The sequence below is a fragment of the Burkholderia sp. L-4 genome, from assembly GCF_056856535.1.
This window is the reverse complement of sequence record NZ_JBXEOX010000001.1, coordinates 352,092-377,722: the sequence shown is the minus strand read 5'-3', so window position 1 is coordinate 377,722 and position 25,631 is coordinate 352,092. Positions and strand designations below refer to the sequence as shown.

Sequence of the window (25,631 nt, the reverse complement as noted above, 5' to 3'; positions counted from 1 at the left end):
CCGCGCCAGGACCGGTGTTACCGGGCAGCTATAATCGCGGGACTGTTTTCCGGTGTGCCTATGCAATCCACGACTCCTACGTCCCCGCCTCCCGCCCCGGAGCCGAAGAAGAAGCGGCCCTGGTGGCAAAAAGTCCTGCTCGGCTTCGCCGCGATGTGCGTGGCCGCCGTCGTGGCCGGCGGCCTCGTGCTCGGCTATGCCCTCGTCATCGCCTGGCCCAACATGCCGTCGCTCGACGCGCTGACGGACTATCGCCCGAAGGTGCCGCTGCGCATCTATACGTCCGATCACGTGCTGATCGGCGAATTCGGCGAGGAGCGCCGCGACGTCGTGCATTTCAAGGACGTGCCCGACTCGCTGAAGAAGGCGATCCTCGCGATCGAGGACGCGCGCTTCTACGATCACGGCGGCGTCGACCTCACCGGCATCATCCGCGCCGGCTTCGTCGCGCTGACGAACGGCCACGCGTCGCAGGGCGCGAGCACGATCACGATGCAGGTCGCCCGCAACTTCTTCCTGTCGAGCGAGAAGACCTACACGCGCAAGATCTACGAGATGCTGCTTGCGTACCGGATCGAGCGCGCGCTGACGAAGGATCAGATTCTCGAGGTCTACATGAATCAGATCTATCTCGGCCAGCGCGCGTACGGCTTCGCGAGCGCCGCGCGGGTCTATTTCGGCAAGGACCTGAAGGACATCAGCCTCGCGGAAGCCGCGATGCTGGCGGGGCTGCCGAAGGCGCCGTCCGCGTACAACCCGGTCGTCAATCCGAAACGCGCGAAGGTGCGCCAGGAATACATCCTGCAGCGGATGCTCGAGCTGAACTTCATCACGCGCGAGCAGTACGACGAAGCCGTCGCGCAACCGCTCGTCGTCAAGGGCCCGGGACGCGATTTCAGCGTGCACGCCGAGTACGTCGCGGAAATGGTCAGACAGATGATGTACGCGCAGTACCGCGAGGAAACCTACACACGCGGCTTCAACGTCGTCACGACGATCGATTCCGCGGACCAGCAGGTCGCGTACACCGCGCTGCGCAAGGGCATCATGGATTACGAGCGCCGCCACGGCTATCGCGGGCCGGAAGGCTTCATCGAGCTGCCCGCCGGTGCCGACGACCGCGAACAGGCGATCGACGACGCGCTGCTCGAACATCCCGACAACGGCGAGCTGATTGCCGCGGTCGTCACGGCCGCGAGCCCGCGCCAGATCACGGTGGCATTCATCGACGGCAGCACGGCGACGATCGAGGGCGACAACCTGCGCTTCGCGTCGGGCGCGCTGTCGGCCAACGCGCAGCCGAACCGCCGCATCCGCCCCGGCGCGATCGTGCGCGTCGTGAAGAACGACACCGGCAAGTGGTCGATCACGCAATTGCCGCAGGTCGAAGGCGCGTTCCTGTCGATCGTCCCGCAGGATGGCGCGATCCGCTCGCTCGTCGGCGGCTTCGACTACAACAAGAACAAGTTCAACCACGTCACGCAGGCGTGGCGGCAACCGGGTTCGTCGTTCAAGCCGTTCATCTACTCGGCGTCCCTCGACAAGGGCCTCGGGCCGGCCACCGTGATCAACGACGGCCCGCTGTATTTCAGTGCCGCGGAAACGGGCGGCCAGCCGTGGGAGCCGAAGAACTACGGCGGCGGCTTCGAGGGCCCGATGTCGATGCGCACCGCGCTGCAGCGCTCGCGCAACCTCGTGTCGATCCGGATCCTGAACCACATCGGCACGAAGTACGCGCAGCAGTACATCACGCGCTTCGGTTTCGACGCCGAGCGCCATCCGGCCTACCTGCCGATGGCACTCGGCGCCGGTCAGGTCACGCCGCTGCAGATGGCCGGCGCGTACTCGGTGTTCGCGAACGGCGGCTACCGCGTCAATCCTTACCTGATCGCCGAAGTCACCGATCCGAACGGCGCGATCGTCGCCCGCGCGCAGCCGCTCGTCGCCGAGCAGAACGCGCCGCGCGCGATCGATGCGCGCAACGCGTACGTGATGAACAGCCTGCTGCAGAGCGTCGCCCAGCGCGGCACGGGCGCACGGACCAACATCCTGAAGCGCACCGACCTCGCGGGCAAGACCGGCACGACGAACGATTCGCACGACGCGTGGTTCGCCGGCTACCAGCACACGCTCGCCGCGATCGCGTGGATCGGCTACGACAACCCGCGCAGCCTCGGCGATCGCGAAACGGGCGGCGGCCTGTCGCTGCCGGTCTGGATCGACTACATGGGCGCGGCGCTGAAGGGCGTGCCCGAGTTCAAGCCGACGATGCCCGACGGTGTCGAATCGCTCGGCAGCGAGCTGTACTTCACCGAATTCACGCCGGGTCACGGCTTCGTGTCGACGGTCGGCGTACCGCAGGCACCGGCCGCGCAGGGCGTCGACGAAGCGGTCCCGCACGTCGACGAACAGGAAAAGCAGGACATCATGAACCTGTTCCGCGGCCACTGACACACGGCCCGGACATGAAAAAAGCGCCCCGCGGGGCGCTTTTTCTTTGGCGGCAACGCTCGGGATCCGGCGCCCCGGCACGTCACAGGCTGAACGTGATCGGCAAGCCGGCCTGCTGGGTCGCGTATTCGGAGAGCGCCGAGAAGAACTCGGTGCCCGTGCGCGTATCGCGCCATTGACCGTCGACGAAACGGTAGTGGAATCCGCCCGCCTTCGCGGCGATCCACACTTCCTTCATCGGCGGCTGCAGGTTGACGATGATCTTCGAGCCGTTCTCGAACGTCAGCGTCAGGACGCTGCCGTTACGCTCCAGATCGATGTCGTGGTCGCCGTCGTTCGCGGCGTCGACGGTACGCTCGACGGCCATCAGCACGGCCTCGGCACGGGTCAGGTATTCGGTATCGGACATGCTAAACTCTATCGGTTCAATTGTTCAGGGACGATCATGCGAGTCGTTTTCCGGATGAGCGCGATTGTAGCGGCTTTGGCGATTCTTGCCGGCTGCGGTCAAAGCGGCGCGCTCTATCTGCCCACCGTGCCTCCGATGCCCAAGCCGCTCCAGCAGCAGGATACGCCGCCGTCGGACGTGAAACCGACCGATGAAAACGCGTCGTCCGACGACACACCCGACACGTCGGGCTCGCCGCTCACGCTGTCGCCCGAGCTGTCGAGCGGCGCATCGACCATGCCCGCGCCGGCATCGAGCCCGGCCGCCGCGAAGTAACGACGCGAGGCCGCCCGCGCGGCTGGCGAAACGAGGCGATGACTTCCAGTCATCGCCTTTTGTTTTTCCAGGCCGCGCCGTCACGCACGCACGCGCCGCCATCCCCATGCGATCAGCCGCCAGCCGAGCAGCACGGCGACGATGGCCGAATAGAGCTTCGGCTGCGCGAGATTGTGCTTGCCGGCCCGCATCCACCAGAAGTGCAGCACGCCGAACAGCGCGATCGCGTAGATCGTGCGATGCAGCGTCGCCCAGTGGCGGCCGAGCCGGCGCACCATCGCGCGCGTCGATGTCGCGGCGAGCGGGATCAGCAGCACGAACGCGGCAAAGCCGACCGTGATGAACGGACGCTTGCCGACGTCCTTCAGGATCGCGACGACGTCGAACCACTTGTCGAACCACAGGTAGGTCGTGAAGTGCAGCGTCGCGTAGAAGAACGCGAACAGCCCGATCATCCGGCGAAAACGCAGCAGCGCGGCGAACCCCGTCATGCGCCGCAGCGGCGTGACGGCGAGCGTGATGCACAACAAGACGAGCGTCCAGAGGCCCGTCGAACGCGTGATGAATTCGATCGGATTCGCGCCGAGCCGGTCGGTCAGCCCGAACAGCACGAGACGCGCGAGCGGATAGAGGCCGGCCGCGAACACCAGCACCTTGGCCGGCACGAGCCAGCGCGGCGCGGCGGGTCGGACCGCACCGTTTCGCGCCGCGCGCGCGGCCGGCCCGGCGCCCGCGGCACGCGCGGGCGTGAGCGTCGGAGGAGGCATGTCGTTTCTCACGGTCGCGTTCAGAAGTTCTTCTTCAGGTCCATGCCCTGATACATCGACCCGACGAGATCGCCGTAGCCGTTGAACATCAGCGTCTTGCGCTTCGGCGTGAAGAAGCCGTCCTCGCCGATGCGCCGCTCGGTCGCCTGGCTCCAGCGCGGATGATCGACGTTCGGATTCACGTTCGAATAAAAGCCGTACTCGTTCGACGCGTAGGTGTTCCAGCTCGTCTTCGGCTGCTTGTCGACGAAGCGGATCTTCACGAGCGACTTCGCGCTCTTGAAGCCGTACTTCCAAGGCACGACGATCCGCACCGGCGCGCCGTTCTGGTTCGGCAGCACCTGCCCGTAGACGCCCATCGTCAGCAGCGTCAGCGGGTTCATCGCCTCGTCCATCCGCAGCCCTTCCGAATACGGCCAGTCGAGGACGGGCGTCGACAGACCGGGCATCTGCGACGGATCGGCCAGCGTGATGAACTGCACGTATTTCGCGTTGCCGGTCGGCTGCACGCGCTTGATCAGCTCGGACAGCGGCACACCGATCCACGGAATCACCATCGACCATCCCTCGACGCAGCGCAGCCGGTACACGCGCTCCTCGAGCGGCGCGAGCTTCATCAGTTCGTCGAGATCGAACACCTTCGGGTGCAGCACCTCGCCCTCGACGCTCACACGCCACGGGCGCGGCCGCAACGTGCCGGCGTTCCGCGCCGGGTCGCTCTTGTCGGTGCCGAACTCGTAGAAGTTGTTGTAGGACGTGATGTCCTTGAACGGCGTCACCTTGTCGGCGGCGACGAACTTCGGATTCGTTTTTGCCGCGAGCTTCGTCGCCCGCGCGTCGGGCGACGCATACACGGCGAATGCCGCGCCGCTGCCGCCGAGCAGCCCGCCCGCCGCCGCGAGGCCGGCCGCCTGCAATACGCGCCGCCGGTTCTCGAATACCGCGCGCGGCGTGACCTCGCTGGACGAAATATCACCGCCGGTCAGTACGTTCCGCAAAGGGCGTTTGATCCACATCGTGCTGTTCCTCCTGCATGCGCGGCGCGCATGCTTCATGAGCGTTCGACCCGGCCCGTCGTGCGCCGTTCGACGCCCGGTTCGCCCGCCCGTTACAAAACAAAACCGCCGGGCACGCAGTGCACCGGCGGTTCGATAGTCGGACGAGCGGCGGAAATCTTACAACTTGCCGTAGCTGTGCAGCCCCGACAGGAACATGTTGACGCCGAGGAACGCAAACGTCGTGACCAGCAGGCCGGTGAGCGCCCACCATGCAGCGACCGCGCCGCGCAGGCCCTTCATCAGCCGCATGTGCAGCCACGCCGCGTAGTTCAGCCATACGATCAGCGCCCAGGTTTCCTTCGGGTCCCAGCTCCAGTAGCCGCCCCATGCCTCGGCTGCCCACAGCGCGCCGAGGATCGTCGCGATCGTGAAGAACGCGAAACCGACCGCGATCGACTTGTACATCACGTCGTCGAGCACTTCGAGCGTCGGCAGGCGATCGGCGAGCACGCCGCGCTCCTTCATCAGGTACGCGACCGACACCATCGCCGACAGCGCGAAGCTGCCGTAGCCGATGAAGTTCGCCGGCACGTGGATCTTCATCCACCAGCTCTGCAGCGCCGGCACGAGCGGCTGGATCTGCTGCGCATCGCGCGCGACCGAGTACCACATCAGGAAGCCGACCGCCGCGCTGATCACCAGCAGCACGAACGCGCCGAGCGAACGCGTGCCGTAGTGGCCTTCGTAATACAGGTACAGCAATGCGGTAATCAGGCTGAACAGCACGAACACTTCATAGAGGTTCGAAACCGGGATGTGGCCGACGTCCGAGCCGATCAGGTAGGACTCGTACCAGCGCACCATCAGCCCCGTGAAGCCCATCAGCACGGCGACCCACGTGAGCTTCTGGCCGATCGCGGCGCCCGTTTCCGAGCGCGCGAGCAGGCCGATCCAGTAGAAGATCGTCGCGAGCACGAACAGCGCGCTCATCCACAGGATCGCCGACTGGCTCGACAGGAAGTACTTGAGGAAGAACGCCGAATCGGCGCGCGCGAGATCGCCCTGGTAGATCTGGATCGACAGCAGCGACAGCACGGCGATCGACGCCATCATCAGCCGCGCGGGCTTCCAGCGCCAGCCGAGCGCGACGAGCGCCGGCACGGTGCCGATCATCACCGCCTTGTCGTAGTAATCCATGTGCGCGTTGTAGTGCACGAGCGCATAGCCCGCGCCCGCCACGAGCGCCAGAGCGAACAGCCAGTCGAACAGCGACAGGCGCGCGAGGAAAGGACGGTCGTCGAACAGCGGCGACGAAACCGGCGCCTGGGCCGACGCCGCACGGGAAGAGGAAACTTGCGTGAGATCCATGATGTTACCGGGTGGAATTCTCGGAATCGGAACCGCCGCCGGCAGGCGGGCGGGCCGTCGATGCCGCACCGGCGGGCGCGGCGTCGCGAGGTGCGGCGCGCAAGGCGACGCCGGCCGCGTCGCGCGTCTGCACGAATTCTTTCTCGAAATCGAAGGTCTTGCGGGCCGTGGACATCGCCATCACCACATCGACGCCCGAACCGGCGTCCTTCAGCCAGAACCAGAGGCGCCGCTCGCGCACGTAGAACATCGAGAAGATGCCGGCGACCAGCAGCAGGCTGCCAAGATACACCAGATTCTTGCCGGGTGCGCGCGTCAACTGAAATACCGAAGCTTGCACCTGTTTGAATGAGTCAAGCTGCAAATAGACCGGCGATCCATACAAAAAGCTGTCGGATAGCGCATTGATCGCGTTCTGCACGAAGCGGATCGTCTCGGTGCCCTGCTGGGCGGCCGGCTCGCCGGCACGCTCGCGCGCGATCTGCCAGACCTCCCACATCGAGCCTTCGAGCATCCGCAGCAGCAGGCTCGCCGCCTTCTCCTGCTCGGCCTTCGGCACCGAGCGGTCGATGAACGTCGCCACCGCCTGGAAGCCGCCGACCGGCTGGCCGTCGGCACCGCGGCCGACGCTGTCGTCGCTTGCAGCAAAAAGGGTCAGCACCTTCGATGCACTGTCCTGCAGGCGGCCGCGCAGCGATGCGTCGGTGCCCGGCAGCGAACGCTGCGCGAAGCGCGCGGCGGCCTCGGCGCGCACGGCCGGATCCTCCAGCGCGGCGCGCAGGCGCATCCATTCGCCGATCGAATCCTGGCTGTCGGCCGGGATCCGCATGTAGCGGAACGGATCGTTCGGGCTCGCGCGCACGCCGGCGAGGAACACGCGCTCGCCGTTCATGTCGACGGGCAGCATGTAGTTGTTGAATTCGCGCGCCTGGCCGTCCTTGCCGCGGATCTTGTACTGCACCGACGGGCCGATGTTGTGGAGCTGCGTCGGCTTCGACGTCTTCGCGCCCGAGCCGAGCCGCTCGTCGAACACTTCCTTCAGCGAGCTCGTCGTCGCGACGCCGCGCACGTCCGGCTTGCCGTTCGCGTCGGCCATGTTCTCGACGTTGATCGCGCGGAAATCGGAGAACTCGATCGTGTCGCCGTCGGCGCCGGGCACCTGCAGCGGCGCCGAACTGCCGATCGTGCCCTTCACGGGGAGGGTCGTCGCGCTGCCGCCCGTCATCGGGTAGGCCGTCATCTGCATCTGCGAGCCGCCGTCCTGGAAGCTCGACTGGTAGATCGACACGCCCTTGTACGTGAACGGCTTGTTGACCTCGACGCGCGCCGGGATCTTCTGGCCGGTCTCGCGATCGATCACGACGATGTCGCTCGCGAACAGCTTCGGCATGCCCGTCGTGTAGTAGTCGACGATGAACTTGTTCAGCTGGATCGAGAACGGCAGGTCCTGGATCAACGAGCCGCTCGGCTGGTTCAGGATCGCGGTCGACACGAACTGGCCCTCGGGCACCCACGCGTAGCCGCGGAACGTCGGGTTCGACGCGGACAGCCGATGGTCGGGCGAGATCTCGCTGATCGTCGCGCTCGTGTTGACCGGGCTCTTGCCGAACATCCACATCTGGAATTTGATCGGCAGGTTGCTGTCGAGCAGGCCGCCGATACAGATCACGACGATCGCGAGGTGGGCGGAGATGTAGCCCCACTTGGTCATCGCGCCGCGCTTCGCGGAGATCAGCGTCGCGCCGTCGTTTTCACGCACGACGTGCTTGTAGCCGGCCTTGGTGACGAACGTGGCGAGCGTCGCCGCGACGCTCGCGCGCGTGCCGGAAGCCGAGTACTCGGCCTTGTGGTGGAACGCGCGCAGGCTGCCTTCGCGGACCTTGTCCTTCCAGCTCTTCGCATCGGCGAGCATCTTCGGCGCGTTGCGGATCACGCACAGCGAGATCGACACGACGAGGAAGATCAGGATCAGCATGAACCACCACGCGCTGTACACGTTGTACAGGCCGAGCGAGCGGAAGATGTCCGCCCAGAACGGCCCGAACTGGTTCACGTAGTTCGGATACGGATCGTCCTGGGTCAGGACCGTCCCGATGATGCTCGCGATCGACAGCACCACCAGCAGCGCGATCGCGAAGCGCATCGAGCTCAGCAACTCGACCGCGCGCCTCGACGCACCCTGACCCGACTTCGACTGCAACCCCGACGTGGTAACGCTCATTCAAACTCCAACTGACAACAAAAAAGGGCAAGGCGGCCGCACTGGCGCGGCGCCCCACCCTTTTCTTGTTCTGGCTCCGGCCGCCCTGCGGGCGACCGGTCATTCGGTTCGCGACCGGCCGGTCAACGCAGGCCCGCGATGTAATCCGCGACGGCCTTGATCTCGTTGTCCGACAGGCGCGTGGCGATCTGATGCATCGCCTCGTTGTTGTTGCGCGCGCCGGCACCCTGCTGGAACGCGGTCAACTGCGCGACCGTGTAATCGGCCCACTGCCCCGACAGACGCGGATACTGGACCGGCATCCCCTGCCCCGTCGGCCCGTGACAGCTCGCGCAGGCGGGGACGCCCTTCTCCGCGATGCCGCCGCGATAGATCTTCTGGCCGACCGGCACGGTCGCCGCGTCGCGTGCGGTACCGAGCTTCGTCGTCTGCGACCCGTAGTACGCGGCGACGTTGCGCATGTCGTCCGCGCTCAACGCGCTCGCGAATCCGACCATCACCGCGTTGTTGCGCGCCGGCCCCTTCGCGCCCGGCTGCGTCTTGAAGTCGTTCAGCTGCTTGACCAGATATTCGGGATGCTGGCCGGCCAGCTTCGGGAAACTGGCCGACGCGCTATTGCCGTCGGCGCCGTGACACGACGCGCAGACCTGCCCGGCAATCGCCTTGCCGCGGTCGAGATCCGGCTTTGCCGCATCCGCCGCGTTTGCCTCCGCTACGAAACCTACGAACCCTGCTGCAACCTGAAGCACCATCAGAGACTTGCACAGTCGATTCATTCGCACACCCTGTTTCGTCTTGTGGGAATTTGAGGTTCTGCAAAAAACGACGGCGACCAGTCTACCGCAGAAGCCACATAAAAGCGCGAGGCAGGCGCCGGGTGGCCTTCGGTAAAACCGCCGTATTGTACAATATCGCGTTGAAAGCTCCCGCGCCTATCGGGGCTACCCCGCCTCCACCAAGCGGCTCGCGCCGCCCGTCCTTCCGGTTCCCATGGCCTTTCTGCTCCATCAAGCCCGCTTCTACACGACCGTCAACCATCTGCGCGACCTGCCGCCGACGGTCCAGCCGGAAATCGCGTTCGCGGGCCGCTCGAATGCCGGCAAGTCGACGGCGATCAACGTGCTGTGCAACCAGAAGCGGCTGGCCTTCGCGTCGAAGACGCCTGGCCGCACGCAGCATATCAACTACTTCTCCGTCGGCCCGGCCGCCGAGCCCGTCGCGAACCTCGTCGACCTGCCCGGCTACGGCTATGCGGAAGTGCCCGGCGCCGCCAAGGCGCACTGGGAGATGCTGCTGTCGTCCTACCTCGCGACGCGTTCGCAGCTCTGCGGCCTGATCCTGATGATGGATTCGCGCCGTCCGCTGACCGACCTCGATCGCCGCATGATCGAGTGGTTCACGCCGACCGGCAAGCCGATCCACACGCTGCTGACCAAGTGCGACAAATTGACGCGCCAGGAAAGCATCAACGCGCTGCGGACCACGCAAAAGGGGCTCGATGCGTATCGCGACCAGGGCGTCCAGGGCAAGCTGACGGTCCAGCTGTTCTCCGCGCTGAAGCGCACGGGGCTCGACGAGGCACATGAGCTGATCGAGAGCTGGGTGCGGCCGTCCGTCGCCGACGAAAAAGGCGAGCCTGTAGCACAATGATCGGGCAACGCGCGGCCGGGATCGGCGGCGCGCACCTGATGGCGCCTGCGGATTCGGCCGGCTCATAAAAAAACCCGCCGTTGGACGGCGGGTCAAACAGCCTAATCGAAAAACGACAGGCACCCGCTCAGGGAGGAGAAGCGGGGAGCTGCACGCGACGCGTGCCGCTCGATCGCTATCATATACCAACGCTCTCAAAAATCACCTAAGGGTTCCGTAAGGTCCTTACCGCCCTGATTTCTGCCAAATCGCCATGAGCTTCCATCCGCTTCATCGTCCGCGCCGGATGCGCCGCGACGACTTCTCCCGCCGCCTGATGCGCGAAAACCGCCTGACCACCGACGACCTGATCTACCCGGTGTTCGTCGTCGAAGGCACCAACGAACGGCAGCCGGTGCCGTCGATGCCCGGCGTCGAGCGTGTGTCGGTCGATCTGCTGATGCACGTCGCCGAGCAATGCGTCGAACTCGGCGTGCCCGTGCTGTCGCTGTTCCCCGCCATCGAGCCGTCGGTGAAGACGCCCGACGGCCGCGAGGCAGCCAATCCGGAAGGCCTGATTCCGCGCGCGGTGCGCGAGCTGAAGAAACGCTTCCCCGAGCTCGGCGTGCTGACCGACGTCGCGCTCGACCCGTACACGAGCCACGGCCAGGACGGCGTGCTCGACGAGAACGGCTACGTGATCAACGACGACACGATCGAGATCCTGATCGATCAGGCGCGCGCGCAGGCTGAAGCCGGCGTCGACATCGTCGCGCCGTCGGACATGATGGACGGCCGCATCGGCGCGATCCGCGAAATGCTGGAAAGCGACGGCCACATCCACACGCGGATCATGGCCTATTCGGCCAAGTTCGCGTCGGCGTTCTACGGTCCGTTCCGCGATGCGGTCGGCTCGGCATCCAACCTGGGCAAGGGCAACAAGATGACCTACCAGATGGATCCGGCGAACAGCGACGAAGCGCTGCGCGAAGTGCGCCTCGACATCGACGAAGGCGCCGACATGGTGATGGTCAAGCCCGGCATGCCGTATCTCGACATCGTGCGCCGCGTGAAGGACGAGTTCCGCTTCCCGACCTACGTGTACCAGGTGAGCGGCGAATACGCGATGCTGAAGGCGGCCGCGATGAACGGCTGGCTCGACCACGACAAGGTCGTGCTCGAATCGCTGCTCGCGTTCAAGCGCGCCGGCGCCGACGGCGTGCTCACGTACTTCGCGCTCGACGCCGCGCGCCTGCTGAAAGCGCAGCGCTGATCGCGCGCCGGCAGGCCCAACGAAAAACGGCGGGACACTTCGGTGTTCCGCCGTTTTTTGTTTACCGACGATCGAGGCCGATGCCGCGTCGAACGCCCTCGTTCGCTACACCGTCGGGACAGCGGCGCGGTCGAGGCTGCGCAGGAACGTCTCGGCCGCCTGATAACCGACCACGCGCCCGATCTCGTTGCCGCTGCGATCGAAGAAGATGATGCCCGGCGGCCCGAACAGGTTGAAGCGCTTGAGCAGCGCCTGGTCGTCCGGATTGTTCGCGGTGACGTCCGCGCGCACGAGGTGGAGCTGTGCGAGACGCGCCTGCACGCGAGCGTCGGTAAACGTCAGATGCTCCATCTCCTTGCAGCTCACGCACCAGTCCGCGTAGAAGTCGAGCATCACGGGCTTGCCAGACGTCTTCAGCAGCGCGTCGAGTTCGCCGCTGGAGCGCACCGACGCAAACGCGGGGCCGTCCTGCGCGGCGGCCGCGCCGGCAGCCGCAGCGCCGCCGGACGCCGCCGTGCGTGCCGCCAGCACGGCCAGCGGCTTCACGGGATCCGTCGAGCCGGCCGCCAGGCCGACGAGCAGCGTCGCGGCCCAGATCGCGAGCGCGGCGCCAAGGCCCCGGCCCAGGCGGCGCCAGATCGACGCGGCGCCGGCATTCGGCGTGAACAGGCCGAGCGCCGCGGCCGCGACCAGCAGCCACAACGCGGCGAGCACCATCTTCAGGCCGCCTGCCAGCACCGGCCACACGATCCACAGCGCGGCCGCGAGCAGCACGATGCCGAAGAACACCTTCACCCCGTCCATCCACGCACCTGCGCGCGGCAGCACCGTCCCGGCACCGACGCCGACGACCAGCAGCGGCACGCCGAGCCCCAGCCCCATCGCGAACAGCGCCGCCCCGCCGAGCAGTGCATTGCCGGTGTGCGCAATGAAGGCGAGCACGGCGAACAGCGGCGCCGTCATGCATGCGCCGACGACCAGCGCCGACAACGCGCCCATCGCCGCGACCGCGACGAAGTGGCCGCCCTGTCGCGCGCTCGAGGCTTCGGCCGCGCCGTTCTGCCAGCGTGCGGGCAACGCAATGTCCTTGCCCGAGATCAGCGATACCGCGAACGCGGTCAGCAGCACGCCGAACGCGCCGAGCACCCACGGGTTCTGCAGCCACGCGCCGAGGCTCTGGCCGACCAGTGCCGCGGCAATGCCGAGCACCGTGTAGACGAGCGCCATGCCGACCACATAGGTCAGCGACAGCGCGAGGCCGCGTGCATGTGTCGCCCGCGTGCCCTGGCCGATGATGATCGCGGACACGATCGGGATCATCGGGTACGAGCAGGGCAGGAGGCTCAGCACGACACCCGCGACGAAATACAGGGCGACGATCGTGAAAAAGCCGTGGCCTTCGAGCAGCGACTGCGCGAAATCGGCGCTCGTGACCTTGTCGAACCAGCTGCCCGCGGCCGCCGCGTCTCCACTGGACGACGACGCGGCGCCGAGCGCCGCACCGCCGACCTTCACGACGTGCTCGGCCGGCGGATAGCAGATCCCTTCGTCCGCACAGCCCTGCGACGTCACCGCGAGGTCGAACGGCCCGGCCGCCTGCTTCACCGGCACGTGGATGACGACTTCGTCGCGATAGGTCTCGACGTTCTTCTGGAACGTCTGGTCGAACTTCACGTGGCCGGCCGGGAATTGCGGCTCGCCAAGCGTCGCCTGTCCGCTCTTCACCGCGAACGCGAACCGCTCGCGGTACAGGTAATAGCCGTTGGCGACCTTGAAGCGGACGTCCACCTGCCCCGGCGACTCGCTCGCGCTGAACTTGAACGCGACCGACGGATCGAGGAAATCGTCGGCCGCGCGCGCGACCGACAGGCCGCCCAGCATGACCGCGAACGACAACAGGACTGCCAGGAACCGCAGCGCGCGCACGCGCACGGAAAGCGCCATACCGTTAAACATGAAATAGACGTTGAGTTTCGCTGGTCACCCACTGGCCATACGCGGCCGACGCCGTCGTTTGCCACGAGACGATTTCGGGCGTCTCGTACGGATGATGCGCGAGAATAAATCGCTCCAGTTCGAGCGCCCGCACGGGGCTCGTCTTGAACAGCAACTGGATCTCGTCGGCCGTTTCGACCTTGCCCTGCCAGTGATAGCGCGACTTGATCGCGCCGAGCTCCGACACGCATGCGGCCAGCCGCGCGTCGAGCGCGCCATCGGACAGCGCCGCGGCCGTCGCCGCATCGGGCACCGTCGTCAGCATCAGCACCACTATCATCCGCGCCCTCCTGGCAGGTCTACCGGCTCCGGCCGGCGCGGATTGCCTGTCCTCGGATCGCGTCGGCTGCCCGTATCGTAGCGCAGCCCGCGCAATGCTGCCGGCGCCGGCCTGCGACAATCGATCGCAGCCGGCATCTCGAAAACAAAAAGGGCCAAGCAATTGCTCGGCCCTTTTCAGATACTGCGGCGTACCGGAAGCTTACTCGGCTTCTTGCACGTTTTCCGTTTCGTCGACTTCCGGACGGTCGAGCAGTTCGACCAGTGCCATCGGTGCGTTGTCGCCCACGCGGAAGCCGAACTTCAGCACGCGCAGGTAGCCGCCCGGACGGTTCGCGAAACGCGGACCGAGCACGTCGAACAGCTTCGCCACCGAGTCACGATCGCGCAGGCGGTTGAACGCCAGGCGACGGTTTGCCAGCGACGGCTTCTTGCCGAGCGTGATTAGCGGCTCGACGACTTTACGGAGTTCCTTCGCCTTCGGCAGCGTCGTCTTGATGACTTCGTGCTCGATCAGCGAGTTGGACATGTTACGGAGCATAGCCAGACGGTGGCTGCTCGTGCGGTTCAGTTTCCGCAGACCATGACGATGGCGCATTTCAGTTTCCTTGATTCAAAGTTTTGATCCAGCTCTTCTATCGCACCCCGAGGGTGCACGGGCCGGTAGCGAAAAAAAGCAAGATGCGGATTTTAAAGGAAAATCCGCATCTTTGCCAACTACAGCAACAACCGGGCTTACTTGTCGAGACCAGCCGGCGGCCAGTTCTCGAGCTTCATGCCCAGCGTGAGACCGCGCGAAGCGAGCACTTCCTTGATCTCGTTGAGCGACTTGCGACCGAGGTTCGGCGTCTTCAGCAGCTCGTTTTCCGTGCGCTGGATCAGGTCGCCGATGTAGTAGATGTTCTCGGCCTTCAGGCAGTTCGCCGAACGAACCGTCAGCTCGAGATCGTCCACCGGACGCAGCAGGATCGGGTCGATCTGCGGCGCGCGCGACGGTGCTTCGGCTGCCGTTTCCGTGCCTTCCAGCGCCGCGAACACGGACAGCTGGTCGACCAGGATGCGGGCCGATTGACGGATCGCTTCTTCCGGCGTGATCACGCCGCTCGTCTCGATGTTCATCACGAGCTTGTCGAGGTCGGTACGCTGCTCGACACGTGCGCTTTCGACCGCGTAGCTCACGCGGCGAACCGGCGAGAACGATGCGTCGAGGACGATGCGGCCGATGATCTTGGCCGTGTCTTCGCCATAACGACGGACGTTGCCGGGCACATAGCCGCGACCCTTTTCGATCTTGATCTGAACGTCGAGCTTACCGCCCTTCGACAGGTGCGCAATCACGTGATTCGGGTTGATGACTTCGCAATCGTGGGCCAGTTCGATATCGCCGGCCGTGACAACGCCTTCACCTTCCTTGCGCAGCGTAACCGTCACTTCGTCACGGTTATGCAGCTTGAACACCACGCCCTTCAGGTTCAGCAGCAGGTTGACGACGTCTTCCTGCACGCCGTCCAGCGTCGAGTACTCGTGCACCACGCCTGCGATCGTGACTTCGGTCGGCGCGTAGCCAACCATCGACGACAGCAGCACGCGGCGAAGCGCATTGCCCAAGGTATGGCCGTAACCGCGTTCGAACGGTTCCATGACCACCCGCGCGTGGTTCTCGCCCAGCGATTCCACGGCGATGATCTTGGGTTTCAGCAAACTGGTTTGCATGGGTTTTCCTTTTCAATACCCTCGGCTCGTTACACCGATAAGGCTGACCGGTAACAACCAGAAAATAAACAGCCGAGGCCCTTCCTTGCGCAACGCAATCGGGGTACCTCGGCCGTCAATCGGATTAACGCGAATACAATTCGACGATCAGGCTTTCGTTGATGTCGCCTGCGATCTCGGCGCGTTCCGGCATTTGCTTGAACGTGCCTTCGAACTTCTTCGCATCGACTGCAACCCAGCTCGGCATGCCGCCTTGCTCGGCCAGCGACAGCGCTTCGACGATACGCGCTTGCTTCTTCGCCTTTTCGCGGATCGCGACGACGTCACCTGCCTTCACTTGCTGCGACGGGACGTTTGCGACGACGCCGTTCACGGTGATCGACTTGTGGCTCACCAGCTGACGCGCTTCAGCGCGGGTCGAGCCGAAGCCCATGCGATACACGACGTTGTCGAGGCGCGACTCGAGCAGTTGCAGCAGGTTTTCACCCGTGTTGCCCTTGCGGCGGTCGGCTTCAGCGAAGTAGCGGCGGAACTGACGCTCCAGCACGCCGTAGATGCGCTTGACCTTCTGCTTTTCACGCAGCTGCGTACCGTAGTCGGACGTACGTGCGCCCGAGGTACGGCCGTGCTGGCCCGGCTTGCTGTCGAGCTTGCACTTGTCGGCGAGCGAGCGGCGTGCGCTCTTCAGGAACAGGTCGGTGCCTTCACGGCGGGACAGCTTGGCTTTGGGGCCGATATAACGTGCCACTTTGCATTCCTTTATCAATCAGTCACGCGAACCGAAATCCGCGCTAGTCCGCTCCCTTTGGGGCGAACGGTGGGCTTAGTCAATCAAAAAAGCAACGCCCGTCGACGCTGAGCGGCGACAGGCAATGCGCTAGCACGAACGTGCCAGCACATCCTTAGATACGACGACGCTTCGGCGGACGGCAGCCGTTGTGCGGAATCGGGGTGACGTCCGAAATCGCGGTGATCTTGATGCCGAGGCCGTGCAGTGCGCGCACTGCCGACTCGCGACCCGGGCCCGGGCCCTTGATCCGCACTTCCAGATTCTTCACGCCGTATTCCATCGCGACGCGGCCAGCCGACTCGGCTGCGACCTGAGCAGCGAACGGCGTCGATTTGCGCGAGCCCTTGAAGCCCTGACCGCCCGACGTCGCCCATGCCAGAGCGTTGCCTTGGCGATCGGTGATCGTGATGATCGTATTGTTGAACGACGCGTGAACGTGAACCACGCCTTCAGCGACGTTCTTCTTAACCTTCTTGCGAACGCGTTGCGCCGCGGTGTTCGAAGCCTTAGCCATTACGTTTTCCTGTAACTGTCAGTTCCGCTTACTTCTTCAGCGCTTGCGCTGCACGACGCGGACCCTTACGGGTACGTGCGTTCGTACGCGTACGCTGACCGCGCATCGGCAGGCCCTTGCGATGACGGACGCCACGGTAGCAACCGAGGTCCATCAGGCGCTTGATGTTCATCGTCACTTCACGGCGCAGATCGCCTTCGACGACAAACTTGCCCACTTCTTCACGCAGCTTTTCCAGGTCTGCGTCGGTCAGATCCTTGACCTTCTTCGAAAAATCGACGCCAGCTGCCACGCAGATGCTGCGCGAACGGGTGCGGCCGACACCAAAGATAGCCGTCAGGCCGATCTCGGTGTGCTGGTGATTCGGGATGTTAACCCCTGCGATACGAGCCATTGTTTTTCCTCAAACAAAAAGCGCAAACAAACGCGCGGTCAGCCTTGGCGCTGCTTGTGGCGCGGATCCGAGCTGCAGATCACGCGAACGACGCCTTTGCGCTTGATGATCTTGCAATTGCGGCAAATGCGCTTAACCGATGCCATCACTTTCATGATAATACCCTTTTTTCAAATCACTTCGCCCGGAACACGATCCGCGCACGAGACAGATCGTAAGGCGTCAACTCAACCGTCACCTTGTCGCCCGGCAGGATACGGATGTAGTGCATCCGCATCTTCCCGGAAATATGTCCCAATACGACATGGCCGTTTTCCAGCTTCACACGGAAGGTCGCATTCGGGAGGTTTTCAATCACCTCTCCCTGCATCTGGATTACATCGTCTTTGGCCATAGTCCTTAACGCATCGGGATGTTGCCGCCCTTGAAGTTCGCCTTCTTGAGCAGAGACTCATACTGTTGCGACATAACGTACGACTGCACCTGCGCCATAAAGTCCATCGTGACGACGACAATGATCAGCAGCGACGTTCCACCAAAATAAAACGGCACGTTCCAGCGCAGCACCAGAAATTCCGGCAGCAGACACACGAAGACGATGTAGATCGCACCGGCCAGCGTCAGACGCGTGAGGATGCGGTCGATATATCGTGCGGTCTGATCGCCCGGACGGATGCCCGGAACAAACGCGCCGCTCTTCTTCAGGTTGTCCGCGGTTTCCCTGCTGTTGAACACCAGTGCGGTGTAGAAGAAGCAGAAAAACACGATCGCCAGCGTGTACAGCAGCACATAGACCGGCTGGCCCGGCTTCAGCGCTTCCGCTACGTTATGCAACGTATTGGAAATCCAGCTTCCCGTCGGCTGACCGGTACTGAACCAGCCGAGAATCGTCGCCGGGAACAGGATGATCGACGATGCAAAGATCGGCGGAATCACGCCCGACATGTTCAACTTCAGCGGCAGATGCGACGACTGCCCACCGTAGATCTTGTTGCCGACCTGGCGCTTCGCGTAGTTCACGAGGATCTTGCGCTGACCGCGTTCGATGAACACGACCAGGTAAGTCACCGCGGCGATCAGAACGACGATGATGATCGCCGAAATGATGCTCATCGAACCCGTACGCACCAGCTCGAACAACCCACCCACGGCATTCGGGAACCCTGCTGCGATCCCGCCGAAGATGATGATCGAGATACCGTTGCCCAGACCACGCTCGGTAATCTGCTCGCCGAGCCACATCAGGAACATCGTACCGGTAACCAGCGTCACGACCGTCGTCAGACGGAACAGCATGCCGGGGTCGGTGACGAGGCCCGGCTGGTTTTCCAGCGCGGCCGCGATACCGAACGCCTGGAAGGTCGCGAGCACCACGGTGAAATACCGCGTGTACTGCGTGATCTTCCGTTGCCCTGCCTGCCCTTCCTTCTTCAGCGCCTCGAGCTGCGGCGATACGATCGCCAGCAACTGCATGATGATCGACGCCGAAATGTACGGCATGATCCCCAGCGCAAAGATCGTGAAGCGGGAAAGCGCGCCACCCGAGAACATGTTGAACATGCCCAGGATGCCGCCCGCCTGGCTCTGGAACAGCTTAGCCAGTTGATCCGGATCGATGCCCGGCACGGGAATGTGCGCGCCGATGCGATAGACGATCAGCGCCAGGAGCAGGAACATCGCTCGCCGACGCAGATCGCCGAATTTCGCCGTGCTTCGACCGGGTTTTGCAAGACTCGGGCTGTTAGCCAAGTACCTTCTCCGATGAATGCAAGTGACGACGCGCTACGCGTGTCACTCGGCGAACGAACCGCCGGCCGCTTCGATCGCAGCGCGCGCACCCTTGGTGGCACCGAGACCCTTCACGACGATCTTGCGCTTCAGTTCGCCCGTCGCGATGATCTTTGCGCTCTTCGTCAGCTCGCCGACCAGGCCGGCTTGCTTCAGTGCGAGCAGATCGATCTCGTCGACCGGCAGCTTCTCGAGGTCGCCCAGGCGCACTTCACCGACGAATTCCTTCGTCAGCGACGTGAAGCCGCGCTTCGGCAGACGACGTTGCAGCGGCATCTGACCGCCTTCGAAACCGACTTTGTGGAAGCCGCCCGAACGCGATTTCTGACCCTTGTGACCACGGCCAGCCGTCTTGCCGAGGCCCGAACCGATGCCACGACCGACGCGACGCTTGGCGTGCTTGGCGCCAGCGGCCGGCTTCAGGTTATTCAATTCCATATCAACTCCTTGATCCGTAGGGCCGCTTACGCGATGACCTTAACGAGGTACGAGACCTTGTTGATCATGCCGCGGACCGCCGGCGTGTCCTGGAGCTCGCTGACCGAATTGAGTCGGCGCAGGCCCAGACCACGCACGGTCGCGCGGTGCGATTCGCGGGTCCCGATCAGGCTCTTAACGAGCTGAACCTTGACAGTTTTTTCAGACATGGTGACCACCCGGGCTTAGCCCAAAATTTCTTCGACGGACTTGCCGCGCTTCGCCGCGATGTCTGCCGGGGTGGACTGCTTGCGCAGGCCGTCCAGCGTGGCGCGAACGAGGTTGTACGGGTTCGTCGAACCGTGGCTCTTCGCCACGACGTTCTGAACGCCCATCACGTCGAACACTGCGCGCATCGGGCCGCCGGCGATCACGCCCGTACCTGCCTTCGCCGGAGCGAGGAGGACGGCCGATGCGCCGTGCTTGCCGTGCACTTCGTGTTGCAGCGTGCCGTTCTTGAGCGGCACCTTGAACATGTTGCGGCGAGCTTGTTCCATTGCCTTCTGGACAGCGACCGGCACTTCCTTCGCCTTGCCCTTGCCCATACCGATGCGGCCATCACCGTCGCCAACCACGGTCAGTGCGGCGAAGCCGAGAATACGGCCACCCTTCACGACCTTGGTCACGCGATTGACCGAAATCATCTTTTCGCGAAGGCCGTCGTCGCGCTCGTCAGCCTGAACTTTCGCTTGCATCTTTGCCATGACGAATTCCTTCCTTAGAACTTGAGCCCAGCTTCGCGAGCTGCCTCAGCCAGCGCCTTGACGCGGCCGTGGTAGCGGAAGCCCGAGCGGTCGAAGGCGACGGATTCGATGCCGGCAGCCTTTGCCTTCTCGGCAATACGCTTGCCGATCAGCGTCGCGGCATTCACGTTGCCGCCCTTGCCCGACTTGTCGGCCAGTTCGGCGCGCACTTCTGCTTCGAGCGTCGACGCGCTGGCGAGCACCTTGGTGCCGCAGGGCGAGAACACTTGAGCGTAGATGTGCGTGTTCGTGCGATGCACGGCGAGACGCGCGACCTGCAGCTCAGCGATCTTGATACGCGTCTGGCGAGCGCGGCGCAGGCGAGATTGAGTCTTATCCATGATTGCGCACCCTTACTTCTTCTTCGTTTCTTTGAGGATCACAACCTCGTCGGCATAACGCACGCCCTTGCCCTTGTAGGGCTCCGGCGGACGGTAACCGCGGACTTCCGCAGCCACTTGACCGACTTGTTGCTTGTTGATCCCCTTGATCACGATTTCGGTTTGCGTCGGGGTTTCAGCCTTGACGCCTTCCGGCATCTGGTGCACCACCGGGTGCGAGAAACCCAGCGACAGGTTCAGCTTGTCGCCTTGCGCTTGCGCACGGTAACCGACGCCAACCAGCGTCAGCTTGCGCTCGAAACCCTTGGTCACGCCGTGCACGGCATTCGCGATGATCGCGCGCATCGTGCCCGACAGTGCATTTGCTTCGCGGCTTTCGTCGACCGGCGACAGATTCAGCGTGCCGTCGTTGTTCGCCACGTTCACGAGCGGATTGATCGCTTGCGTGATGGTGCCCAGCGGGCCCTTGACGGTGATAGCACCGTCGGCCAGCTTGACTTCCGCGCCTTGCAGCGCGATCGGGCTCTTACCTACTCGAGACATGTTTCTCTCTCCTCGGCTTTAAGCGACGTAGCAGATGACTTCGCCGCCGACGCCGGTAGCGCGCGCCTTGCGGTCGGTCATCACGCCCTTCGGCGTCGACACGATAGCCACGCCGAGGCCGTTCATGACCTGCGGAATGTCGTTACGGCCGCGGTACACGCGCAGACCAGGCTTCGACACGCGCTCGAGGCGTTCGATGACCGGGCGACCTGCGTAGTACTTCAGCGCGATATTCAGTTCGGACTTCGCACCTTCCGCCTTCACGGCGAAATCGTCGATATAACCTTCGTCCTTGAGGACTTGCGCGATTGCAACCTTGACCTTCGACGAGGGCATCGCAACCGATACCTTCTCGACCATCTGCGCGTTGCGGATGCGAGTCAGCATATCGGCGATAGGATCACTCATGCTCATTTACGTTTCTCCTATTACCAGCTCGCCTTGGTCAGGCCAGGAATCTCGCCACGGAATGCGATTTCACGAATCTTGTTACGCGCGAGGCCGAATTTACGGAACGTGCCACGCGGACGGCCCGTGATCGCGCAGCGGTTACGCTGGCGGGTCGGGTTTGCGTTGCGGGGCAGTTGCTGCAGCTCCAGGCGTGCTTCGTAGCGCTCTTCTTCCGACTTGCTTTGGTCTTCGACGATCGCCTTCAGCGCTTCGCGCTTTGCTGCGAACTTCGCGACCAGGCGGGCGCGCTTCTTTTCACGTTCGATCAGTGCCAGTTTAGCCACGGTAACCTCAGTTTCTGAACGGGAACTTGAAGCTGGCGAGCAGAGCCTTTGCTTCGTCGTCGGTCTTCGCAGTCGTCGTGATGCTGATGTTCAGCCCACGCAGTGCGTCGATCTTGTCGTAGTCGATTTCGGGGAAAATGATCTGCTCTTTCACACCGATGTTGTAGTTGCCACGGCCATCGAACGCACGACCCGACACGCCGCGGAAATCTCGCACGCGGGGCAGGGCAACGGTCACGAAACGGTCGAGGAATTCGTACATCGCCTGGCCACGCAGCGTCACCATCGCGCCGATCGGGTAACCCTGGCGGATCTTGAAGCCAGCGATTGCCTTGCGTGCCTTCGTGACGACCGGCTTCTGGCCGGCGATCTTCGTGAGGTCGCCAACGGCGTTCTCGATGATCTTCTTGTCAGCGATCGCTTCGCCAAGACCCATGTTCAGCGTGATCTTGGTGATGCGCGGCACTTCCATGACCGACTTGTAACCGAACTTCTCGATCAGGCCGGGCACAACCTTTTCTTTGTAAAACTCTTGAAAACGAGCCATTTTTTACTCCGCTGCGTCAGGCGCTCAGTACGGCACCGGTCGTCTTCAGGAAGCGAACCTTCTTGCCTTCCTCGACCTTGATGCCAACACGCGACGCCTTGCCATTCGCGTCGACCAGTGCGACGTTCGAAATATGCAGGGGCATCGTCTTCGCTTCCACGCCACCCGTCGTACCCTTCATCGGGTTCGGCTTCACATGCTTCTTGACGAGGTTGATACCCTCAACCGTCACATGCTCAGCACCGACAGCCAGCACGACGCCGCGCTTGCCCTTGTCCTTGCCAGTGACGACGATCACTTCGTCGCCTTTGCGAATCTTGTTCATCGCGACTCCTTACAGCACTTCCGGCGCCAGCGAAACGATCTTCATGAATCGTTCGCTACGCAGCTCACGCGTCACCGGCCCGAAGATACGGGTGCCGATCGGCTCGAGCTTGTTATTCAAAAGCACAGCGGCGTTGCCGTCGAACTTGATCAGCGAGCCGTCTTGACGGCGCACGCCCTTGGCGGTGCGGACCACCACGGCGTTGTAAATTTCGCCTTTCTTCACGCGCCCGCGCGGCGTTGCCTCTTTGACGGTCACCTTGATGATGTCGCCAATGCCGGCATAACGACGCTTCGAGCCGCCGAGCACCTTGATGCACATGACTTCACGCGCACCCGTGTTGTCGGCTACTTCGAGCCGAGATTCGGTCTGGATCATGGTTTGTCTTTCCCAACTTAATCCGGATGCACCACCATGATGCATTCGGTCAGTCTTGGTCCCGTCAGCCAATCGGCTGCTTGGGTTGGAACAGCAGCGACGGCAAACGAAACCCGCCATCGCAATTCGGTGAATCTTTCGGACAGGCAGGCGCCAGTCCGCTTCCCCCACCAACTTCGCCCGCGACGGGGCTCCCATAAAGAGGGAAGACCAGGATTATAACAAATAATCCTGGTCACGCAAGCAAAAACTTTGCGATTTCAAGCACTTCGAGGAGAGGTGCCTGTTACTGCCTACTGCGCTGCCCGCTTAGATGACGCGAGCGGCTTCGACGAGGCGCGACACCGTCCAGGCCTTCGTCTTCGAAACAGGACGAGTTTCCTGGATTTCGACGAGATCGCCTTCGTTGCAGGTGTTCGCTTCATCATGCGCGTGGTACTTCTTCGAGCGCACGACATACTTGCCGTAGATCGGGTGCTTGACGCGGTGCTCGATCAGCACGGTGACGGTCTTGTCCATCTTGTTGCTGACGACCCGACCGACCAGCGTCCGCTTCAGCGAGGTTTTCACGCTATCGTTCATTTCTGGTTCGCCTTCTGAGTCATGACGGTCCGCACACGTGCGATGTCGCGACGAACCTTCTTCAGCTGGCTCGTGTTCGTGAGCTGCTGGGTCGCGAGTTGCATGCGCAGGCCGAATTGCGCCTTCAGCAGGTCCGCCAGCTCCTTGTTGAGCGCGGCCTGGTCTTTCTGGAGAAGTTCGGAAGCCTTCATGTTTTCTCCTTAGGCGCCGAGCTGGCGCACGATGAATGCCGTCTTCAGCGGCAGCTTGGCTGCAGCCAGACGGAACGCTTCGCGTGCCAGTTCTTCGGTTACGCCGTCCATTTCATAGAGCATCTTGCCCGGCTGAATCTCGGCGACGTAGTACTCCGGGTTACCCTTACCGTTACCCATACGCACTTCGGCCGGCTTCTGCGAAATCGGCTTGTCCGGGAAGATCCGGATCCAGATGCGGCCGCCACGCTTGATGTGACGCGTCATTGCACGACGCGCCGCTTCAATCTGGCGTGCGGTCAAACGACCGCGACCGATCGCCTTCAGGCCGAATTCACCGAACGACACTGCGTTGCCGCGCGTCGCCTTGCCGGTGTTACGACCCTTCTGCTCTTTACGATACTTTCTGCGTTTCGGTTGCAGCATCGTTATTCTCCAGTCTTGCCGTCTTCGGGCTTGCCGGCGCCGCGGCGCGGTGCGCCACGACGAGCACCCGGAGCGCCGCCTTCGCCGTCACGGCGCGGACGACGGTCGCCCGGACGCGCATTGCGACGCGGACGCTTGTCTTCGGCTACTTCTTCCACCACCGGTGCGTCGTTGCGGCCGAGCGTATCGCCCTTGTAGACCCACACCTTGACGCCGATGATCCCGTAAGTCGTCTTCGCTTCCGAAGTCGCGTAGTCGATATCAGCACGCAGCGTGTGAAGGGGCACGCGACCTTCGCGATACCACTCCGTACGAGCGATTTCGATACCGTTCAGACGGCCCGCGCTCATGATCTTGATGCCTTGGGCACCCAGACGCATCGCGTTCTGCATCGCACGCTTCATCGCGCGACGGAACATGATCCGGCGCTCGAGCTGTTGCGTGATCGAGTCAGCGATCAGCTGAGCATCGGTTTCCGGCTTGCGGATTTCTTCGATGTTGACGTGAACCGGCACGCCCATGCGGCGTTGCAGTTCCGTCTTCAGCTGTTCGATATCCTCGCCCTTCTTGCCGATGACCACGCCCGGACGCGAGCTGTAAATCGTGATGCGCGCGTTCTTCGCCGGACGCTCGATGACGACCCGACCGACCGAAGCGTTCTTCAGCTTCTTCTTCAGGTATTCACGAACACCGATGTCTTCCTGCAGCATCGCCGCGAAATTGTTGTTGTTCGCGTACCAACGCGAAGCCCAATTGCGGCTGACAGCCAGGCGGAAGCCAGTCGGATGAATTTTCTGTCCCATCGTATGGCTCCTTAATTCCCGACCGTCACAGTGATGTGACAGGATTGCTTCTCGATGCGGTTACCGCGGCCCTTGGCGCGCGCGGTGAAACGCTTGAGCGATGCAGCCTTGTCGACGTAGATGCTCTTGATCTTGAGCTCGTCGATATCGGCGCCTTCGTTGTGCTCCGCATTCGCGATTGCCGACAGCACAACCTTCTTCACGATGCCAGCCGCCTTCTTCGGCGAGAACGTCAGAACGTTCAGCGCCTTGTCGACCGGCAAACCGCGGATCTGGTCAGCCACAAGGCGCGTTTTTTGCGCCGAGATGCGGGCACCGCGATGAATTGCTTTCACTTCCATCTTGATTGCCCCTTATTTCTTGGCCTTCTTGTCGGCTGCGTGACCCTTGAACGTACGGGTCAGTGCGAACTCGCCAAGCTTGTGGCCGACCATGTTTTCCGAGATGTACACCGGAACGTGTTGACGGCCGTTGTGAACAGCGATCGTCAGGCCGATGAAATCCGGCAGAATCGTCGAGCGACGCGACCAGGTCTTGATCGGCTTTTTGTCGCGCGAAGCTGCAGCCGCCTCAACTTTCTTCAGCAAATGGGCGTCGCAGAACGGACCTTTTTTAACAGAACGTGCCATTGCCTACT

36 protein-coding genes are annotated in these 25,631 nt (G+C 63.2%); 4 read left to right on the top strand and 32 right to left on the bottom strand.

Features of this window, described 5'->3' with window-relative positions; all coding sequences use genetic code 11:
• The first annotated feature begins 60 nt into the window (after positions 1 to 60).
• Complete coding sequence (locus AC1VVG_RS01810) at positions 61 to 2,451, top strand: penicillin-binding protein 1A (RefSeq protein WP_069706027.1); 2,391 nt, start codon at positions 61 to 63, stop codon at positions 2,449 to 2,451.
• Between the two features lie 82 nt (positions 2,452 to 2,533).
• Here the strand turns inward: AC1VVG_RS01810 and cyaY are convergent, their stop codons facing one another.
• Positions 2,534 to 2,860 carry an iron donor protein CyaY gene (cyaY, locus tag AC1VVG_RS01805; RefSeq protein WP_034189850.1) on the bottom strand — a complete coding sequence of 109 codons (327 nt, stop codon included), beginning with the start codon at positions 2,858 to 2,860 and terminating at the stop codon, positions 2,534 to 2,536.
• Between the two features lie 36 nt (positions 2,861 to 2,896).
• On the opposite strand from cyaY, the gene lptM reads away from it, so the two are divergent.
• Positions 2,897 to 3,175, top strand: coding sequence for an LPS translocon maturation chaperone LptM (lptM, locus tag AC1VVG_RS01800; RefSeq protein ID WP_034189851.1), 279 nt, complete (start codon positions 2,897 to 2,899; stop codon positions 3,173 to 3,175).
• 80 nt (positions 3,176 to 3,255) lie between these two features.
• Here the strand turns inward: lptM and msrQ are convergent, their stop codons facing one another.
• The 5 genes from msrQ to AC1VVG_RS01775 all read right to left on the bottom strand — a co-directional run bounded on the left by msrQ (position 3,256) and on the right by AC1VVG_RS01775 (position 9,305).
• Positions 3,256 to 3,942, bottom strand: coding sequence for a protein-methionine-sulfoxide reductase heme-binding subunit MsrQ (gene msrQ / locus AC1VVG_RS01795; RefSeq protein WP_482835176.1), 687 nt, complete (start codon positions 3,940 to 3,942; stop codon positions 3,256 to 3,258).
• A gap of 20 nt (positions 3,943 to 3,962) precedes the next feature.
• A complete protein-coding gene (gene msrP / locus AC1VVG_RS01790) occupies positions 3,963 to 4,958 on the bottom strand; it encodes a protein-methionine-sulfoxide reductase catalytic subunit MsrP (RefSeq protein ID WP_482835174.1) in 996 nt (331 codons plus the stop codon).
• A gap of 159 nt (positions 4,959 to 5,117) precedes the next feature.
• Positions 5,118 to 6,308, bottom strand: coding sequence for a c-type cytochrome biogenesis protein CcsB (ccsB, locus tag AC1VVG_RS01785; protein ID WP_049035624.1), 1,191 nt, complete (start codon positions 6,306 to 6,308; stop codon positions 5,118 to 5,120).
• A 4-nt stretch (positions 6,309 to 6,312) separates the two neighbouring features.
• Positions 6,313 to 8,529, bottom strand: coding sequence for a cytochrome c biogenesis protein ResB (locus AC1VVG_RS01780; protein ID WP_034189854.1), 2,217 nt, complete (start codon positions 8,527 to 8,529; stop codon positions 6,313 to 6,315).
• 122 nt (positions 8,530 to 8,651) lie between these two features.
• The gene (locus AC1VVG_RS01775) at positions 8,652 to 9,305 is read right to left on the bottom strand and encodes a c-type cytochrome (protein WP_034189855.1); all 654 of its coding nucleotides are present in this window, start codon (positions 9,303 to 9,305) and stop codon (positions 8,652 to 8,654) included.
• Between the two features lie 214 nt (positions 9,306 to 9,519).
• Here AC1VVG_RS01775 and yihA point away from each other — a divergent pair, with 214 nt between their 5' ends.
• A complete protein-coding gene (yihA, locus tag AC1VVG_RS01770) occupies positions 9,520 to 10,179 on the top strand; it encodes a ribosome biogenesis GTP-binding protein YihA/YsxC (protein ID WP_034189856.1) in 660 nt (219 codons plus the stop codon).
• A gap of 253 nt (positions 10,180 to 10,432) precedes the next feature.
• The gene (gene hemB, locus AC1VVG_RS01765; RefSeq protein WP_021161736.1) at positions 10,433 to 11,431 is read left to right on the top strand and encodes a porphobilinogen synthase; all 999 of its coding nucleotides are present in this window, start codon (positions 10,433 to 10,435) and stop codon (positions 11,429 to 11,431) included.
• 105 nt (positions 11,432 to 11,536) lie between these two features.
• On the opposite strand, the gene dsbD is transcribed toward hemB, so the two are convergent.
• From dsbD to rpsS, 26 genes are all read right to left on the bottom strand, one after another.
• A complete protein-coding gene (gene dsbD, locus AC1VVG_RS01760; protein WP_226229958.1) occupies positions 11,537 to 13,387 on the bottom strand; it encodes a protein-disulfide reductase DsbD in 1,851 nt (616 codons plus the stop codon).
• Positions 13,380 to 13,706 (bottom strand): divalent-cation tolerance protein CutA, encoded by a 327-nt coding sequence (gene cutA, locus AC1VVG_RS01755; protein WP_034189858.1) that lies wholly within the window; start codon positions 13,704 to 13,706, stop codon positions 13,380 to 13,382. The genes dsbD and cutA overlap by 8 nt, the downstream gene beginning before the upstream one ends.
• A gap of 201 nt (positions 13,707 to 13,907) precedes the next feature.
• Entirely contained in the window at positions 13,908 to 14,303 is a 396-nt protein-coding gene (rplQ, locus tag AC1VVG_RS01750) for a 50S ribosomal protein L17 (protein WP_006477175.1), read from the bottom strand.
• Positions 14,304 to 14,440: 137 nt separating this feature from the next.
• Entirely contained in the window at positions 14,441 to 15,418 is a 978-nt protein-coding gene (locus AC1VVG_RS01745; protein ID WP_006477176.1) for a DNA-directed RNA polymerase subunit alpha, read from the bottom strand.
• Between the two features lie 124 nt (positions 15,419 to 15,542).
• Positions 15,543 to 16,166, bottom strand: coding sequence for a 30S ribosomal protein S4 (rpsD, locus tag AC1VVG_RS01740; RefSeq protein ID WP_006477177.1), 624 nt, complete (start codon positions 16,164 to 16,166; stop codon positions 15,543 to 15,545).
• Positions 16,167 to 16,320: 154 nt separating this feature from the next.
• Positions 16,321 to 16,722, bottom strand: coding sequence for a 30S ribosomal protein S11 (gene rpsK, locus AC1VVG_RS01735; protein WP_004197937.1), 402 nt, complete (start codon positions 16,720 to 16,722; stop codon positions 16,321 to 16,323).
• A gap of 28 nt (positions 16,723 to 16,750) precedes the next feature.
• A complete protein-coding gene (gene rpsM / locus AC1VVG_RS01730) occupies positions 16,751 to 17,116 on the bottom strand; it encodes a 30S ribosomal protein S13 (RefSeq protein ID WP_006477178.1) in 366 nt (121 codons plus the stop codon).
• A gap of 38 nt (positions 17,117 to 17,154) precedes the next feature.
• On the bottom strand, positions 17,155 to 17,271 hold the full coding sequence (rpmJ, locus tag AC1VVG_RS01725) for a 50S ribosomal protein L36 (protein ID WP_004199844.1): 117 nt from the start codon (positions 17,269 to 17,271) through the stop codon (positions 17,155 to 17,157).
• Between the two features lie 20 nt (positions 17,272 to 17,291).
• Complete coding sequence (gene infA, locus AC1VVG_RS01720; protein ID WP_004521905.1) at positions 17,292 to 17,510, bottom strand: translation initiation factor IF-1; 219 nt, start codon at positions 17,508 to 17,510, stop codon at positions 17,292 to 17,294.
• Positions 17,511 to 17,515: 5 nt separating this feature from the next.
• Entirely contained in the window at positions 17,516 to 18,865 is a 1,350-nt protein-coding gene (gene secY, locus AC1VVG_RS01715) for a preprotein translocase subunit SecY (RefSeq protein ID WP_006482915.1), read from the bottom strand.
• A 42-nt stretch (positions 18,866 to 18,907) separates the two neighbouring features.
• Positions 18,908 to 19,342, bottom strand: coding sequence for a 50S ribosomal protein L15 (rplO, locus tag AC1VVG_RS01710; RefSeq protein ID WP_006482880.1), 435 nt, complete (start codon positions 19,340 to 19,342; stop codon positions 18,908 to 18,910).
• A gap of 26 nt (positions 19,343 to 19,368) precedes the next feature.
• Entirely contained in the window at positions 19,369 to 19,551 is a 183-nt protein-coding gene (rpmD, locus tag AC1VVG_RS01705) for a 50S ribosomal protein L30 (protein ID WP_006400644.1), read from the bottom strand.
• Positions 19,552 to 19,566: 15 nt separating this feature from the next.
• A complete protein-coding gene (gene rpsE / locus AC1VVG_RS01700) occupies positions 19,567 to 20,085 on the bottom strand; it encodes a 30S ribosomal protein S5 (RefSeq protein WP_006482895.1) in 519 nt (172 codons plus the stop codon).
• A gap of 14 nt (positions 20,086 to 20,099) precedes the next feature.
• The gene (gene rplR / locus AC1VVG_RS01695; protein ID WP_006477183.1) at positions 20,100 to 20,465 is read right to left on the bottom strand and encodes a 50S ribosomal protein L18; all 366 of its coding nucleotides are present in this window, start codon (positions 20,463 to 20,465) and stop codon (positions 20,100 to 20,102) included.
• 12 nt (positions 20,466 to 20,477) lie between these two features.
• Positions 20,478 to 21,008, bottom strand: a complete 531-nt coding sequence (gene rplF, locus AC1VVG_RS01690; protein ID WP_006477184.1) for a 50S ribosomal protein L6 — start codon at positions 21,006 to 21,008, stop codon at positions 20,478 to 20,480.
• 18 nt (positions 21,009 to 21,026) lie between these two features.
• A complete protein-coding gene (gene rpsH, locus AC1VVG_RS01685; protein ID WP_006477185.1) occupies positions 21,027 to 21,422 on the bottom strand; it encodes a 30S ribosomal protein S8 in 396 nt (131 codons plus the stop codon).
• Between the two features lie 14 nt (positions 21,423 to 21,436).
• Positions 21,437 to 21,742 carry a 30S ribosomal protein S14 gene (gene rpsN, locus AC1VVG_RS01680; protein ID WP_006482884.1) on the bottom strand — a complete coding sequence of 102 codons (306 nt, stop codon included), beginning with the start codon at positions 21,740 to 21,742 and terminating at the stop codon, positions 21,437 to 21,439.
• Positions 21,743 to 21,749: 7 nt separating this feature from the next.
• Positions 21,750 to 22,289 (bottom strand): 50S ribosomal protein L5, encoded by a 540-nt coding sequence (gene rplE, locus AC1VVG_RS01675; RefSeq protein WP_006477186.1) that lies wholly within the window; start codon positions 22,287 to 22,289, stop codon positions 21,750 to 21,752.
• Between the two features lie 16 nt (positions 22,290 to 22,305).
• Positions 22,306 to 22,614 carry a 50S ribosomal protein L24 gene (gene rplX / locus AC1VVG_RS01670; protein WP_006477187.1) on the bottom strand — a complete coding sequence of 103 codons (309 nt, stop codon included), beginning with the start codon at positions 22,612 to 22,614 and terminating at the stop codon, positions 22,306 to 22,308.
• Between the two features lie 9 nt (positions 22,615 to 22,623).
• The gene (gene rplN / locus AC1VVG_RS01665) at positions 22,624 to 22,992 is read right to left on the bottom strand and encodes a 50S ribosomal protein L14 (RefSeq protein ID WP_006752929.1); all 369 of its coding nucleotides are present in this window, start codon (positions 22,990 to 22,992) and stop codon (positions 22,624 to 22,626) included.
• Between the two features lie 309 nt (positions 22,993 to 23,301).
• Complete coding sequence (gene rpsQ, locus AC1VVG_RS01660) at positions 23,302 to 23,574, bottom strand: 30S ribosomal protein S17 (protein WP_006752928.1); 273 nt, start codon at positions 23,572 to 23,574, stop codon at positions 23,302 to 23,304.
• Complete coding sequence (gene rpmC, locus AC1VVG_RS01655) at positions 23,571 to 23,765, bottom strand: 50S ribosomal protein L29 (protein WP_006400652.1); 195 nt, start codon at positions 23,763 to 23,765, stop codon at positions 23,571 to 23,573. Before rpmC ends, rpsQ begins: the two co-directional genes overlap by 4 nt.
• A gap of 9 nt (positions 23,766 to 23,774) precedes the next feature.
• A complete protein-coding gene (gene rplP / locus AC1VVG_RS01650; protein ID WP_006482873.1) occupies positions 23,775 to 24,191 on the bottom strand; it encodes a 50S ribosomal protein L16 in 417 nt (138 codons plus the stop codon).
• Between the two features lie 2 nt (positions 24,192 to 24,193).
• A complete protein-coding gene (rpsC, locus tag AC1VVG_RS01645; protein ID WP_006482899.1) occupies positions 24,194 to 24,994 on the bottom strand; it encodes a 30S ribosomal protein S3 in 801 nt (266 codons plus the stop codon).
• Between the two features lie 11 nt (positions 24,995 to 25,005).
• Positions 25,006 to 25,335 (bottom strand): 50S ribosomal protein L22, encoded by a 330-nt coding sequence (gene rplV / locus AC1VVG_RS01640; protein WP_004199272.1) that lies wholly within the window; start codon positions 25,333 to 25,335, stop codon positions 25,006 to 25,008.
• A gap of 12 nt (positions 25,336 to 25,347) precedes the next feature.
• Positions 25,348 to 25,623, bottom strand: coding sequence for a 30S ribosomal protein S19 (gene rpsS / locus AC1VVG_RS01635; protein ID WP_004199273.1), 276 nt, complete (start codon positions 25,621 to 25,623; stop codon positions 25,348 to 25,350).
• Between the last annotated feature and the right edge of the window lie 8 nt (positions 25,624 to 25,631).